We start from the raw sequence: 13,949 nt of genomic DNA on the forward strand, positions 1-13,949 counted from the left end.
CTCCCTCGCCGTCCCGGTGGAGATGCGCTCCACCGGGACGGCGCCCTCTCGCTCCGACACCAGAGGTAGGACATGAGCTCCACACCGACCCGGGCCACGCGGTTGGCCGCCGCCACCGGAGGCGTTCTCCTGAGCGCGCTGGTGAGCGCGTGCGCCGGCCAGCACGCGGCCGACGACAGCAACGCCCCGCCGGCATCGGCCAGCACGGCCCCCACCAGCACGGCTCCGACGAACACCGCCCCGACGAGCACCGCTCCCACCAGCACCGCCCCGACCGGCAGCGTCCCCGCGACCACGGCACCGACCCCGGCGGTGCCGGTCGACTGGAGGCCCCTGGCCTTCGACGCGGCCGACTGCGTCTCCCGCGAGGAGTGGCGCAGCGACCACGGGGACACGGCGACGTGGGACGACACGCCGCTGGAGACCCACGAGGCCGACGTGACCGGCGACGGCCGGCCGGAGGTGTTCGTGACCTCGACCTGTCCCGCACCGACCTCCAACCGCGCCGCGTGGGTCGTCGCGTTCCAGGACACGGCCGGCGTCCCGACCGCGCTCGGCGTGCTGACCGGGGACGCGTTGCTCGAGCGGCCGGAGGTCACCACCGATGGCGCGACCGTGACCCTCGAGGGGGTCACCGTCGCCGGCGAGGACGCCTACTGCTGCGGAGAGCACTGGGCTCGCGCCGTGTACCGCTGGACCGACGGACGCTTCGTCCTGGCCGAGCGCCTCGAGGCCCTCACCTCCCAGCCGTTCTCGCCCACCGGCCTGGCCGACGGGTCGCACGTGGGCGTGATCCGCGGCGGGGACGACGACACGGTCCTCGTCGACCTCGTCGAGTGGTTCGAGGGGCCGGCGGCCGAGCAGGCCTGCCGGGAGGACGGTGTGCAGGTCCACGAGCAGATGGCCTGGTGCAGCGACTACTACGTGCGGAACCACAACGACCTGGTCCGCGTGCTGCCCACGGTGGAGGACGTCCCGATCACCCACATCGGGTGGCCCTCGGGCGAGGACCGGACCGATCGGCTGTCGGCCGTGGCCGACCTGGTGGTGAGCGACTCGCGCACCACGGAGCGGTTCTTCGAGTTCACCGTCGAGGACGGCGTGGTGACCGCGTTCACCGGGGAGCACTTCGTCTCCTGACCCGACGCCCCAGGGACCGGCCCCGAGGACACCGCGGCCCCGCTCTCCCGGACGGGAGGCGGGGCCGCGTTGCTGTCTCAACCAGACGTGCACCCGAAGGGATTCGAACCCCTAACCTTCTGATCCGTAGTCAGATGCTCTATCCGTTGAGCTACGGGTGCCTGGTGTTCAGTTGTGTTGCGCGGAGGCTCCGGGATTTGAACCCGGGATGGGGGTTAACCCAAACCGCATTAGCAGTGCGGCGCCATAGACCGGACTAGGCGAAGCCTCCCGGGGTCCGAGTCCCCCCGGAACCACCGAGAAGGAAGACTACCAGCGCCCCGGACGACGATCCGCGTGGGGTCCCCCACGTGCGGCGGGGGACCCCCCCGCGACGCCGGGTCATGCGGCGACCGGCTCGGCCGCCGGACGGCGGACCCGTCGGCGGCCGGGCACCAGGGTCGCGGTCACCGCGAGCGCCGCCCCGACGACGGCGAGCACCAGGCTGCCGCTGACGCCGGCCGGGCCCTCGATCAGCGCCCCACCCAGCGCGGCACCGACCGCCGACGCCCCGGTGGCCACCGTCGACAGCCAGGTGAACGCCTCCGTGGTGGCGTGCGTGGGGGCCAGCGCCCCGACCAGGCTGTTCTGCACGGTGAGCGTCGGCGCGATCGCCGTCCCGCCCAGGAAGAGCAGCGCGCCGAGCACCCAGGGGTTCGACGCCGCGGTGAGCGGGGCCAGGCCGATCGTCACCCCGAGGAGCAGCCAGCGGTACTGCCGCGGCAGGGAGACGCTGACCACCCGGGCGCCGAACCACAGGCCACCGGCCACCGAGCCCAGCGACCACAGCGCGAGCAGGACGCCGGACATCCCGGGCGAACCCGCGGCGTCCGCGAACGCGGGGACGGCGACCTCGAGGGCGCCGAAGCCGAGCATCAGCGCCGAGCCGCTGACCAGCACCCGCGGCATGCCGGGCGCGAGGACGGTGGCCAGCGGGGAGGTCCGCTCGGCGGCCGGGGCCGGGACCCAGCCGCGCATCGCGCGCGACGTCGCGATGCCCAGCGCCCCGGCCACGGCCAGCACCCCGGCCACGCCCACGGCCCACGCCGGAGCGGCGAGCACGGCGAGTGCGGCGACCACGGTCGGGCCGGCGACGAAGACCAGCTCGGTGGCGGTGGCGTCCAGCGCGAAGGCCGTGGGCCGGACCCGGGGGTCGGCGCGGGACCACAGCGCGCGGACGGCACCCGACACCAGCGGCGTCCCGGCGCCGGCGGCGGCCGAGGCAGCGACGATCACCGGCGTCGGGGCGCCACCCAGGACGACCGCGACCAGCAGCGTCAGCAGCAGGGGGTAGGCCGCGGCCTGGCCGAGCAGGACCGGACGCGGGGTCCGCCGGTCGGCCAGCCGACCCAGGACCGGCGCCATGGCCGCCATCGCGACGCCGTAGGTGGCCGACGCGAGGCCGGCGACGGCGTAGGAAGCGGTCTGCTGCTGCACCATGAGCAGCAGCGCCAGCGGGACCATGGCCGACGGGAGGCGACCGGCGAAGCCGGCCACCAGCAGCACCGGAGCGGACGGCAGGCGCCAGACGGACAGGTACGCACGCACGACAGAACTCACTTCACGAGCACGGAACGGGAAGAGTAGGGGGTCAAGTCACGTTGACCACCTACAGACTAGGGACGCGACCGTAGGGAGTCAAATGAGGTACGCCACCTACGTGTCGCGCGGCAGGTAGGGAGCTCCATGGACTACGACACCTACGGGTCGAGCGCCGTCGAGCTCGCCATCGACCTGGCCAACACCGACCGCAGCCAGCCTGGCTGGGCCGCGGAGTTCCTCCGCGCGCACGACGAGTGGTTCGAGCCGGGCACCACGGCCGAGCTCACCGCCCGGCAGGCCACCCAGGCCGCCGAGACGGCCGGCCTCATCCGCGCGGTCGCCGTCGCCGGGTCACAGGCCGAGGTGATCGACCGGCTCAACGCCCTGCTGGCCCTGGCCTCCCCGCAGCCCTACGCCACCGACCACGACGGCGAGCTGCACCTGCACTACGCCCGGCCCGAGGCGCCCGTGATCGAGCAGCTGACGACGACCGTCGCCATGGGCCTGTCGCAGGTGGTGGTGCAGCACGGCTGGCAGCGGATCGGCGTGTGCACCGCGGAGGGCTGCGACAACGTCTACGTCGACACCTCGCGCAACGCCAGCCGCCGCTACTGCTCGAACACCTGCGCCAGCCGCTCGACCGTGGCCGCCTACCGGGCCCGCCGCAAGGCCTGAGAGGACCCCGCCCCCTCACCGCTGGCACGCTCGCGGCGAGCCTCTGGACGGGGCCGCGGAGCCGGAGGACCGCTAACGTCCGGCGACATGCGCAGCGCCCGCCACTGGGATGCCCGGCTGCACTCCCTCGTCGGCGGCCTGCCCACCTCACCGGCCGACCGCTGGCTGCGCCGGCTCACCACCGCCGCCGACCACGGCGTGCTGTGGATGGCCGTCGGCCTGCTGCTCGCCTCCCGCCGCGGAGCGCTGCGGCGCGGGGCGGTCCGCGGGCTGGGCTCGATGGCGGTGTCGAGCACCGTGGTCAACGCCGTCCTCAAGCAGGTCTTCGGACGGCGGCGTCCCGACCTGGCCGGGCACGCGCTCGAGAAGCTGCTGCACCGGCCCCTGAGCACCCACTCGTTCCCCAGCGGCCACGCCGCGTCGGCGGGGGCCTTCGTCACCGGGGTCGCGCTGGAGAGCCCGCTCGCCGGGGCGGCGCTGGCGCCGGTGGGCCTGGCGGTCGGCTACTCCCGGGTGCACGTGGGCGTGCACTACCCGGGGGACGTCGTCGCAGGCCTCGTGGCCGGCGCCACGGTCGCCGCGGGCAGCCGCCGGTGGTGGGCGGTCCGGCCGACCACCCCGGCCCGGGTGCGGGAGGCCCGCTCGGCGCCGGTCCTGCCCGGGGGCGAGGGCCTGGTGGTCGCGGTCAACCCGCGCTCGGGCCCCGAGGGGTACGACCCGGCCGAGGACGTCCGCCGGCTGCTCCCCCGCGCCGAGGTCCTGGAGCTGGGCCCCGACACCTCCGTGGCCGACCTGCTCGAGGAGCCCGCGCGGTCGGGCCGGGCACGGGCGCTGGGCGTGGCCGGCGGTGACGGCAGCGTGGCGGCGGCCGCCGCGGTGGCGCTCGAGCACGGCCTGCCGCTGGCCGTGCTCCCGGCCGGGACGCTCAACCACTTCGCCCGTGACGTCGGGGTGCACACGCTCGAGCACGCCGCCGCGGCGGCCGAGGCCGGCGAGGCGGTCGAGGTGGACGTGGCCGACGTGAACGGGACGCCGTTCCTCAACACCGCCAGCATCGGCAGCTACCCGGAGATGGTGCGGCGCCGGGACGCGCTGGCCGGCCGGATGGGGAAGTGGGCGGCGATGGCGGTCGCCGCCGCGCGGACGCTGCGCTCCGGGACGCCGGTGTCGCTGCTGCTGGACGGCCGGCCGGTGCTGGTGTGGATCCTCTTCGTCGGCAACTGCCGCTACACGCCGCGCGGACTGGCACCCGCCTGGCGGCCGCGGCTCGACGACGGGTTGCTCGACGTCCAGTACCTGCGCGCCGACGTCCGCTTCAGCCGGACCCGCGCCGTCCTGGGCTCGCTGCTGGGCGTCAGCGACCACAGTTCCGGCTACGCGGACTGCCAGGCCCGGTCGGTGCGGGTGGTCTCCCGCTCGGGCCCGCAGCAGGTCGCCTACGACGGCGAGACCGGTGAGGAGGCCACCGAGTTCGTCTTCGGCAAGCGCGCGCCGCTGACCGTCTACTGCTGCCGCGGGTCCTGACGGCGGGCGACGACCAGCAGCGCCAGCGCGGCCAGCGCCTCCCCCAGCTCCTCGACCAGGGTGCTCAGCGCCCGGGGGAGCGCGCCGACGGGCTCCTGCACGACCGCCGCCAGATCGGTGAGGACGTCGAGGCCCAGCGCCGCGGCCGCGTAGCCGGCCAGCGCCAGCACCACCGGGCCGGTCGCGGCCACCCCCGCCCGCCGGCCGGCCAGCCACAGCACGGCCAGCGGGGGGACGGCGAGCAGCACCCCGGCCCCGAGTTGCAGCACCGGCGGCACCCCGACCTCGAGCGCGCCGTGGGCGCTGACCAGCTTGGCCGCCGCGAGCACCAGGCCGAGCGCGCCCACCGCCGTCCACCACCGGGCCGCGCCGCCGGAGACCCGGGGCGCCGTCCGCAGCGCCGTGGCGGCGACCAGCACGAACAGGGCCGTCGTGAACGACCGCGGCAGCCCGCCGACGGCGTCGAGGTCCAGCAGGCCGGACCACTCCCCACAGCCGGTGGTCGCGCAGCGGAGCCGGACGAGGAAGCCGGCGCCGAACAGCACGACGGCGACGGCGGCGAGTACGGGCGCCCAGCGCAGCGGGACCGGGCGCGCACGTGTCACCAGGGGATCATCCCGGCCGGCCCGGCCGTCGTCATTGACCCAGCAGAGTGGCTGCGACCTCACTACGGTCCCGATCAGGGTGTCCCGGTGCGGTCCGGGACACCGGAGAACCGAAGGTCCCCGAGGAGAAGAGGTCCCCACCATGTTGGTCCGCCGGATCGCCCGGCCGCTGCTCGCCTCGACGTTCGTCTACGGCGGCGTCGACACCCTGCGCAACCCGCAACCACGGGTGGCCGGCGCCCGCCCGGTCGTCGACCAGATCACCGAGCAGGCCGACCGGCAGCTGCCGGTGCAGGTCCCCCGCGACGTCGAGCAGTGGGTCAAGATCGACGCCGGCGTGAAGGTCGGCGCCGGCGCGCTGTTCGCCCTCGGCAAGCTGCCGCGGCTGTCGGCGCTCGCGCTGGCGGTCAGCATCGTCCCGACCACGCTGGCCGGCCACCGCTTCTGGGAGCACGACGACCCGCAGCAGAAGGCGGGGCAGACCATCCACTTCCTCAAGAACCTCGGCCTGCTCGGCGGGCTGCTCATCGCCGCCGTCGACACCGAGGGCCGGCCGTCGGTCGGCTACCGGGCCCGCCGGGCGGCGAAGCGGGCCGCCGACGCCACCGAGAAGAACGTGGGCAGGGCGCAGAAGCGTGCGGCCAAGGCGCAGCGGACGAGCGAGCGCCGGCTCAAGAGGGCCTCCCGCTGACTGCACCGCTGACGCCCGCGGCCGCGCTCCGGAGGATCGCCTTCCTCCTGGAGCGCGCCCGCGAGCCCACGCACCGCGTCGCGGCGTTCCGCACCGCCGCCGCCGTCGTCGACACCCTGGGGCCCGAGGAGCTCGACCGGCGGATCCGCACCCGGACGCTCACCGACCTGCGCGGCATCGGCCCGAAGACCGGTGCGGCCATCGTGCAGGCGCACGCCGGCGAGGTGCCCGAGTACCTGGCCCGGCTGGAGGAGGCCCACGGCGAGCTGGTGCCGCTCGCCGACGACGTCGCCGAGTTCCGCGCGTTGCTGCGCGGCGACCTGCACGTGCACTCGGACTGGTCCGACGGCGGCAGCCCCATCCGGGAGATGGCCGAGGCGGCCATCGGCCTGGGCCACGAGTACATGGCGCTCACCGACCACTCCCCGCGGCTGACCGTCGCCAACGGACTGTCCGCCCAGCGGCTCGAGCGCCAGCTCGACGTGGTCGCCGAGCTCAACGAGGAGCTGGCCCCCTTCCGGATCCTCACCGGCATCGAGTGCGACATCAACGTGGACGGCTCGCTCGACCAGACCGACGAGCTGCTCGGCCGGCTCGACGTCGTCGTCGCGAGCGTGCACTCCGACCTGCGGGCCGACCGCGCGGCGATGACCGAGCGGATGCTCGCCGCCGTCGCCGACCCGCACACCGACGTCCTCGGGCACTGCACCGGCCGGCTGCTCGTCCCGCGCGAGCAACGGGAGGGGCGCCGCCAGCGGCCGCGCCCGGAGAGCACCTTCGACGCCGAGGCGGTGTTCTCCGCCTGCGTCGAGCACGGCACCGCCGTCGAGATCAACTCCCGCCCCGAGCGGCTCGACCCGCCGCTGCGGCTGCTGTCCCTGGCCGTCGACCTGGGCTGCGAGTTCGCGATCGACACCGACGCGCACGCGCCCGGCCAGCTGGACTGGCAGGGCAACGGCTGCGAGCGGGCGGTCGAGTGCGGCGTCCCGGCCGAGCGGGTCGTCAACACCTGGCCGGCCGCCCAGCTCCTCGGCTGGACGGCCGGCTGAGGAGCTGGGCGGCCCGCTGGACCGGGTGGCTCAGCCGCCCCGTGACCGGCTGAGCCACCCGGTCATCCGCCGGCCCGCGGCTCGGGCAGGGCCGGCTCCGGCAGGTGCACGCGGCGCCCGTAGGTGCGGACCAGCCGCGGCAGGGGAACCTCACCGACCGGCTGGCGCACCGGCTCCGCCGGCCGCCGCACCGGCTCGGCCGGCCGGTCGTGCGCAGGCCGGTCGCGGACCGGCCGGCCGGCAGTCGGCTGCTCGGCAGTCGGCCGGTCGAGGGCCGCCTGGTCGCGGGCCGGCTGCTCCGCGGCGACGTTGTCCCGGAAGGCGACCTCGCGGGCCGGCTGCTCCTGGGCCACGTTGTCGGCGAACACGACCTCGCGGGCCGGCAGCGGCACCGCCGCGCGGACCACCGGCACGCGGTCCCAGGGCAGCAACCGCGGGCGCCGCGCCGCCGCGACGTCCTCGACCCAGCCCACGGCCAGGACGGCGACGAAGAGCAGCGTCCAGGCGGTCGCGTACTCGAGCGCCATCCCCCGCGCGTCGTCGGTGTCGAACTGGGCCAGCGGGGTGGCGGCGAGCACCACCGGGGACAGCCAGATGGCCAGGTTGCCCCACAGGTAGATCGTCATCGCCCGGCTGTTGAACAGCGAGACGATCGCGCCGAGCGTGGGCAGCCGGTCCAGCCAGGCGAACGTCGGGTAGATCCGCAGCAGGATCACCACGGCGCCCAGGCAGTAGGGCATGTTCGCCAGCGGGATGTCGTCGATGTTGTACGTGCCGTAGACGTCCTGGCGCGTGAACGCGTACCAGAGCCCGACCCCCAGCAGCGCGACGCCGGCGAGCAGCGTCCGCTTGAGCGGCAGCTGCCGCAGCGTGCCGTCGTGGTGGGCGAACCCGAGCATCCAGCAGCAGGCGTAGGTCGACAGCAGGACGGCCAGGTCGTAGGTGCGGCCGCTGAGCTCGACCAGGCCGAGCGTGACGACGATCAGCACCACCGGCGGGATGGCCAGCATCCGCACCGGCCACCGCCGGAACAGCCACAGCATCGCCGGGCTGAGCAGGATGAACCACAGGTACACGCGGATGTACCAGAGCGGGATCACCCAGTCGAGGCCCTCAGCGGAGTACGGCGGGTCCGACAGCGGCACCAGCCACAGCCACGCGGTGCTCCAGCTCCACGGCTGGCCGGCCTCGCTGGTCGTCGTCCAGCCGAGGGCGAACATGGCCGCCACCGCGACCGCGCCGAACACCCAGAAGGGCGGCAGCAGCCGCCGGAGCCGCTTGCGCCAGAACGCGCGCGCCGAACCGGCACGGTCCAGCGAGGACGCGACCAGCCCGCCGCCCAGCGCGAACATGATCGCCATGGACGGGAAGGCCAGGGGCAACCACGCCCAGCCGAACGTGTGGTAGGTCATCACGCGGATCAGCGCGAAGGCCCTGAGGAAGTCGATGTACCGGTCCCGCTGTCTCATCACTCCACCCCCTTGCTCGTAGCGGTTTCCACCGTGGTCCACACCTGCGGGTCCTCCCCGCCGAGGCTCCAGATCGCCACGCCGCGCAACTGCTCCCGGACGGCGATCTCCTGCTTGCGGTCCAGCGAGCGCGCGTCCTCGTACCAGACGGTGTGCTCCTGGTCGTCCTGCGTGTACGTGAAGGTCCACGCCGCGCTGTCGTCGTCCCACCGCGGCGTGGCGGCGACCTGCTCGGCCAGCGCGACCGCGTCGGTGGCCGACAGGTTGCGCCCCTCGCTGCCGACCCAGTCGTAGCCGTAGGTGGGCAGCCCGAGCATCAGCTTCTCCCGGGGCACCTCCGCGACGGCGTGGTCGACGACGTCCTGCACCCAGTCGGTCGGCGCGACCGGCCCAGGAGCGCTGGCACTCCACGCGTGGTCGTAGGTCATGACCCGCACCTGGTCGGCGATCCGCCCGATCAGCTGGTAGCTGTAGGCCAGCCCGCTGGGGTCCTCGTCGCTGACCCGCGCCGGGACGGCGACGGTCAGCTCCATGCCCTGGGCGTGCAGGTCGTCGCGCAGACCCTCCAGGAACTCGGTGAACTGGGGACCCGCCGTCGCCGGCAGCGCCTCGTAGTCCACGTCGATCCCGTCCCAGCCGTTGCGCGTCGCGAGCTCGACCAGCTGCGCGCGGTGGTCGGCGGCCCGCCGGCCGTCGGCGAGCAGGTCGGCCACGGCCTGGCCCTGCCACTCGCCGTCGGCGAAGTTCTGCACCGTCGGGAGCAGCGCGACACCGTCTCCGGTCAGCTCGTCGAGCACGTCCGCCGGCGGCGGGGTGAGCGCGAGCGTCCCGTCGGGGCGCACGGCCGCCCACGTGGGGCTGACCTCGGTCACCCCGCCCTGGTCGAGCGCGGCCTGCAGCGAGGCCGGGGCGCGCTCGTCCCACACCGGCAGCCAGGCGGCGGCGACCAGCGGCTGCGCGGCGGGGAACAGCCGCGGCCGCAGGAGGACGGCGCCGACCACGAGCGCGACGACCGCGGCGGCGACCCCCAGCCACAGCAGCGGGTCCTTGCGGTGGCGGGTCATCACGAGCCCACCCCCACCGGCTGCTTCGCCGGGGTGCCGGTGGTCGTGGCGACCTCGTCCATCCGCGCGGTGCGGGCTAGCTTGTTCCAGCCCAGCCGCACGCCGCGGATCGCCGTCCCCAGCGAGGCGTAGAGCAGGTAGATCCGCAGCGGCTCGTAGATGACCCGGTAGACCGGCACCATCAGCAGGTGCTCGGCGCGCTCGTTCATCAGCCGGACGGCGATCACCGCCAGCAGGCCGTACACCACCGCGAAGACCACGAAGTACAGCCCCAGCGCCAGCGGGCCCTGCGCGAACAGCGTCTGGACGATGCCCAGCAGGATCAGCGGGGTGAAGACCAGCGGGACGACGATGGTCAGCACCGTCATCGGCATGACGAGCATCCCGAGCCAGCCGTAGCGGGGCCGGAACAGCATCGCCCGGTGCCGCCAGACGGCCTGGATCGTCCCGTACATCCACCGCACCCGCTGCTTGAGCAGGGCGTCGACGGTCTCCGGCGCCTCGGTCCAGGCCACCGCCTCGTCGGCCTGCTCGACCCGCCACCCGTTGCGGTGGAGTGCGAGGGTCAGCTCGCAGTCCTCGGCCATCGTGGCGTTGGTGTAGCCGCCGGCCTCGAGGACCGCCGTGCGCCGCCAGGCCGCGCACGCGCCGGGCACGATCATCACCGCGTTCATCAGGGCGCCGGCCGCACGCTCGAGCCCGATCTGGGTGACGTACTCGAGCGCCTGCCAGCGGGTGACGACGTTGGTCGAGTAGTTGCCGACCTTGATGACGCCGGCGACGGCCCCGACCCGCGGCGAGTGGAACTGCTCCACGAGCCGGGAGATGGTCTGCGGGGTGAAGAGCGTGTCGGCGTCGAGCGTGACCACGTGCTCGTGCCGGGCGGCGGCGAACCCGTTGTTGAGGGCCGCCCACTTGCCCGAGTTGGGCTGCCGGATCAGCCGCACCCGCTCGTCCCGGTCACCGACCGACCGCACGGCGGCGGCCGTACCGTCGGTGCTGCCGTCGTCGACCACGATGATCTCGCCGATCGGGTGGGTCGAGCGGAGCAGGTACTCGAGGGTCCGGACGATGACCTTCTCCTCGTTGTACGCCGCGATCAGCACGGTGACCGGCGGCCGCGCGACGTTGACCGGGCGGATCCGTCGCTTCGCCCGGACCACTGCGAGGACCGCGTTGAACAGGCCGAAGCCGAGCATGGTCACCAGCGCGAGGACGAAGAGCACGTAGAGCAGCTGGGGCGGGAGCACGAAGAGGACCTCCGCCGTCCCCAGCGCCAAGTGGTCCCAGAGGGTGGGGGTCACCGCGCCGGCACCGGCCTCGTCGATGTCGGGCTGGGACTGCGGCATCGTGGTGAACGTGTAACCGGCGTCCCGGGCCGCCGCGACGAGCTGCTCGACGTAGGCGAGGGTCATCGACCGGTCACCGCCGGCGTCGTGCAGGAGCATCGTGATGTTGTCCTGCTCGCCGAGCGGGGGCAGCTCGATGTCGCCCTCGATCAGGCCCGAGGCGTGCGCCCAGTCGAGCGTGTCGAAGTCGTGGGAGGCGATCACGTACCCCATCTGCTGGGCGCGCAGGATCCCGGTGGTGTCCTCGCGCAGGATCTCCTCGTCGTCGCTCTCGTAGGGCAGCCGGAAGAACTCGGCGGCCTGTCCGGTCTGCGCGCGCATGATGCGGTCGGCGAGGGAGACCTCGAGCTGCTCGCGGAAGGCCGTGGCGTCGCTGACGTCGATGTGGGTCAGCGTGTGGTTCCCGAGCGCGTGCCCCTCCCGCACGATCCGCTGCATGATCTCGGGGTACTTGGCGGTCTGCGCGCCGGTGACGAAGAACGTCGCGGGGACGCCGTACTCGCTGAGCAGGTCCAGCAGCTTCGGCGTCCAGACCGGGTCGGGGCCGTCGTCGAACGTCAGCGAGATCGTCCGGTGGATGTCCGGGCCGTAGCCGTAGCGCTGCAGCACGTACTCCGCGCCGCCCGCGGTCGCGCGGTCGTCCCCGGTGACCTCGGAGACCACCTGGCCGGTGAACGGCTCCTGCGCGTAGGTGGTGCCGTTGACGCGCAGCAGCTCGACGACGCGGACCAGCGGGCCCTCGCCGATGACGGGGGCGTCGCTCCCGACGTCCTCGGGCGTCGGGCCGTCGGGGGTCGGCGCGCCGGCCAGCGCCGGGGGCGCCAGGACCTTGGGCACGGCGACGACGCAGAAGCCGACGGCCAGGACGAGCAGCGTCAGCAGGACGGCGCGCAGCCGCCGCCAGCGCCGCCCGGAGGGGTTGGCGAAGACGGGGATGGTGGTCGCGCCACGGGCAGCGGGCTGCCCGGAGCGGGTGGAACGCCTCATGGGTTTCGAGTCCTCGGGTGCGTGTACGTGCAGGCGGAGGGCGTGGCGGAGCACGGGACGGGGAAGTCCCCGGCGGGGTGGCGTGGGCCCGGTCGCGGGCACGCCTGAGGGCCGGCAGCCGGTCGACACGCCCGAGCGCGGGGCGGGCGGGGTCAGCCGGTCAGGGAGGGGTCAGTCGGGCCTGGCGCCGGGGTTCTCGGCGACGGCCACGACCGGGCCGGCGGCGCCGGTCAGCAGGAGGACGGCGTGACCGTTCGGCAGCGCGGTCCACGCGACCGGCAGGACGGCCGCCGGGAGGCCGTGCTCGTCCTGGCTGCTGGAGCCGGAGGCCGAGGAGGAGCCGTGTGCACCCGCCGCCGGAGCGCTGGGCGCGGCGGGAGCGGGCGAGGCCGGCGGCACCGGGACCGGCGCCGGGGTCACGGGCGTGACGGGGACGTCGCTCGAGCTCGCCACGGCAGGCACGGTCGACGTGGGCGCGCGGGCACCGCGGGTCGTGGACCCGGGGCCGCCCCCGGAGACCGCGGCACTGCCGCGGATGTGCACGTCGTCGCCGGCGGGCAGCGTCAGGGCGTCCCGGAGCTGCGGCGGCGTCACTGCCACCACAGGGGGCGCCGCGCCGGTGGGCGCGGCCTCGGTGGGCGTGGTCGCCGCCGGGGCGACGGTGACCGGCCCGACCGGGACCGTGGGGGTGACCACGGAGGCCGATGGAGCCACCGGGTCGGGAACGGGCGCTGCGGCCGGATCGAGGACCGGGTCCGCGACCGGCGCGGTCGGGTCCGCGACGGCGCCGTCGGTCGTGGTGCCGTCGGTCGTGGTGCCGTCGGTCGTGGTGCCGTCCGTCGTCGTGCCGTCCGAGGGCGCCGGCGTGGCCGTGCCGTCGCCCGACGCCCCGCCGGTGGACCCGCTCCCGGACGATGCACCGTCCGGGCCGCCGGAGCCGGAGCCGCCGGAGTCGGAGCCGTCCGGGCCGCGGCCGGTGAAGCCGTCGGCGGACCCGGTCGAACCGTTGCCGCCGGAGCGGGGGGTGGTCCCACCGCCGGTCGGTCGGCCGGTGTCCGTGCCGTGGTCCACGCCGCCGCCGACGGAGCCGCTCCCGGGGGCGGGGACGTCCTCGACCGGGACCGGCAGGGGCACCGGGGCCGGCTGCGGCGCGGGCGCCGGCTGGACCACCGACGGGGACGGCTGCGGTGCGGGTGCGGGTGCGGGCTCGGGGGCCGGGGCGGGCGCGGGAGCAGGAGCCGGCGCGGGAGCAGGAACCGGCGCGGGAGCAGGAACCGGCGCGGGAGCAGGAACCGGCGCGGGAGCAGGAACCGGGGCGGGAGCAGGAACCGGCGCGGGGGCCGGGGCAGGCGTGGGAACGGGAGCGGGCGCGATCACCGGAGCGGACTGCTGTCCGGCGAGGCTGTCCACGACGACCGGCGTCCCGGCGTCCGCGACGGGGGCCGCACCAGCGAGCACCTCCTGCGGGTCGGCGCCCTCGGCCAGGGCCGGGACGTCGGCGCGCTGGTCGCGGGACGCCTCGTCGAGCGCCGACCGCCAGCCGGCGTGGCACTCGACCCACCACGGGTCGTCCCAGTCGACGCGGTCCCACCAGGGGTCGTCCGGGTCCGGGCAGGTCCAGTCACGACCGGACTCGTGCCACGTGCCGGGACCGTGACTGGCCTGCGCCGAGCCGCCGGCAGCGGCCATGAGGCCCCACATGCCGACGAGGAACAGGGCCGCGAGGAAGAGCCGACGCAGCCAGGTGCGGGACAGACCCGGAGTGCGGGTACCGGCGAGGAGAGGTGACGCGGTGTGACCGGCCCCTTCCTCACT

The 13,949-nt window shown here is 75.0% G+C and carries 11 protein-coding genes and 2 tRNA genes; 5 read left to right on the forward strand and 8 right to left on the reverse strand.

Annotated features, from left to right (window positions below; all coding sequences use genetic code 11):
- The first annotated feature begins 72 nt into the window (after window positions 1-72).
- On the forward strand, window positions 73-1,140 hold the full coding sequence (locus tag ACI79I_RS01890) for a hypothetical protein (protein WP_456990492.1): 1,068 nt from the start codon (window positions 73-75) through the stop codon (window positions 1,138-1,140).
- A gap of 88 nt (window positions 1,141-1,228) precedes the next feature.
- Here the strand turns inward: ACI79I_RS01890 and ACI79I_RS01895 are convergent.
- The 3 genes from ACI79I_RS01895 to ACI79I_RS01905 form a co-directional block, all read right to left on the reverse strand.
- Window positions 1,229-1,301, reverse strand: a tRNA-Arg gene (locus tag ACI79I_RS01895).
- 21 nt (window positions 1,302-1,322) lie between these two features.
- A tRNA-Ser gene (locus tag ACI79I_RS01900) sits at window positions 1,323-1,411 on the reverse strand.
- 110 nt (window positions 1,412-1,521) lie between these two features.
- Window positions 1,522-2,727 carry an MFS transporter gene (locus tag ACI79I_RS01905; protein ID WP_456990494.1) on the reverse strand — a complete coding sequence of 402 codons (1,206 nt, stop codon included), beginning with the start codon at window positions 2,725-2,727 and terminating at the stop codon, window positions 1,522-1,524.
- Between the two features lie 138 nt (window positions 2,728-2,865).
- Between ACI79I_RS01905 and ACI79I_RS01910 the strand changes: the two genes are divergently transcribed.
- Both ACI79I_RS01910 and ACI79I_RS01915 read left to right on the forward strand, forming a co-directional pair.
- A complete protein-coding gene (locus ACI79I_RS01910; protein ID WP_456990496.1) occupies window positions 2,866-3,396 on the forward strand; it encodes a CGNR zinc finger domain-containing protein in 531 nt (176 codons plus the stop codon).
- A gap of 87 nt (window positions 3,397-3,483) precedes the next feature.
- Entirely contained in the window at window positions 3,484-4,920 is a 1,437-nt protein-coding gene (locus ACI79I_RS01915; RefSeq protein WP_456990498.1) for a phosphatase PAP2 family protein, read from the forward strand.
- Here ACI79I_RS01915 and ACI79I_RS01920 read toward each other — a convergent pair.
- Window positions 4,899-5,525 carry a hypothetical protein gene (locus ACI79I_RS01920; RefSeq protein ID WP_456990500.1) on the reverse strand — a complete coding sequence of 209 codons (627 nt, stop codon included), beginning with the start codon at window positions 5,523-5,525 and terminating at the stop codon, window positions 4,899-4,901. The genes ACI79I_RS01915 and ACI79I_RS01920 overlap by 22 nt on opposite strands.
- A gap of 142 nt (window positions 5,526-5,667) precedes the next feature.
- On the opposite strand from ACI79I_RS01920, the gene ACI79I_RS01925 reads away from it, so the two are divergent.
- Entirely contained in the window at window positions 5,668-6,216 is a 549-nt protein-coding gene (locus ACI79I_RS01925) for a DoxX family protein (RefSeq protein ID WP_456990502.1), read from the forward strand.
- Window positions 6,217-6,224: 8 nt separating this feature from the next.
- Window positions 6,225-7,265, forward strand: a complete 1,041-nt coding sequence (locus ACI79I_RS01930) for a PHP domain-containing protein (RefSeq protein ID WP_456990775.1) — start codon at window positions 6,225-6,227, stop codon at window positions 7,263-7,265.
- A gap of 62 nt (window positions 7,266-7,327) precedes the next feature.
- Here ACI79I_RS01930 and ACI79I_RS01935 read toward each other — a convergent pair whose 3' ends face one another.
- The 4 genes from ACI79I_RS01935 to ACI79I_RS01950 form a co-directional block, all read right to left on the reverse strand.
- The gene (locus ACI79I_RS01935; RefSeq protein ID WP_456990504.1) at window positions 7,328-8,734 is read right to left on the reverse strand and encodes an acyltransferase family protein; all 1,407 of its coding nucleotides are present in this window, start codon (window positions 8,732-8,734) and stop codon (window positions 7,328-7,330) included.
- Window positions 8,734-9,798: a glycosyl hydrolase family 18 protein gene (locus ACI79I_RS01940; RefSeq protein WP_456990506.1), complete on the reverse strand. Its 1,065-nt coding sequence runs from the start codon at window positions 9,796-9,798 to the stop codon at window positions 8,734-8,736. The genes ACI79I_RS01935 and ACI79I_RS01940 overlap by 1 nt, the downstream gene beginning before the upstream one ends.
- On the reverse strand, window positions 9,798-12,134 hold the full coding sequence (locus ACI79I_RS01945) for a bifunctional polysaccharide deacetylase/glycosyltransferase family 2 protein (RefSeq protein WP_456990508.1): 2,337 nt from the start codon (window positions 12,132-12,134) through the stop codon (window positions 9,798-9,800). The genes ACI79I_RS01940 and ACI79I_RS01945 overlap by 1 nt, the downstream gene beginning before the upstream one ends.
- A gap of 171 nt (window positions 12,135-12,305) precedes the next feature.
- Window positions 12,306-13,823 carry a hypothetical protein gene (locus ACI79I_RS01950; RefSeq protein WP_456990510.1) on the reverse strand — a complete coding sequence of 506 codons (1,518 nt, stop codon included), beginning with the start codon at window positions 13,821-13,823 and terminating at the stop codon, window positions 12,306-12,308.
- Between the last annotated feature and the right edge of the window lie 126 nt (window positions 13,824-13,949).

This window comes from Geodermatophilus sp. SYSU D01105, assembly GCF_054050095.1.

Excerpts from the sequence above, each read along its gene's own strand:
- ACI79I_RS01890 (WP_456990492.1), top strand. The coding sequence starts at position 73 with ATGAGCTCCACACCGACCCGGGCCACGCGGTTGGCCGCCGCCACCGGA.
- ACI79I_RS01915 (WP_456990498.1), top strand. The coding sequence starts at position 3,484 with ATGCGCAGCGCCCGCCACTGGGATGCCCGGCTGCACTCCCTCGTCGGC.
- ACI79I_RS01945 (WP_456990508.1), bottom strand. The coding sequence starts at position 12,134 with ATGAGGCGTTCCACCCGCTCCGGGCAGCCCGCTGCCCGTGGCGCGACC.
- ACI79I_RS01935 (WP_456990504.1), bottom strand. The coding sequence starts at position 8,734 with ATGAGACAGCGGGACCGGTACATCGACTTCCTCAGGGCCTTCGCGCTG.
- ACI79I_RS01925 (WP_456990502.1), top strand. The coding sequence starts at position 5,668 with ATGTTGGTCCGCCGGATCGCCCGGCCGCTGCTCGCCTCGACGTTCGTC.
- ACI79I_RS01950 (WP_456990510.1), bottom strand. The coding sequence starts at position 13,823 with ATGGCCGCTGCCGGCGGCTCGGCGCAGGCCAGTCACGGTCCCGGCACG.
- ACI79I_RS01910 (WP_456990496.1), top strand. The coding sequence starts at position 2,866 with ATGGACTACGACACCTACGGGTCGAGCGCCGTCGAGCTCGCCATCGAC.
- ACI79I_RS01940 (WP_456990506.1), bottom strand. The coding sequence starts at position 9,798 with ATGACCCGCCACCGCAAGGACCCGCTGCTGTGGCTGGGGGTCGCCGCC.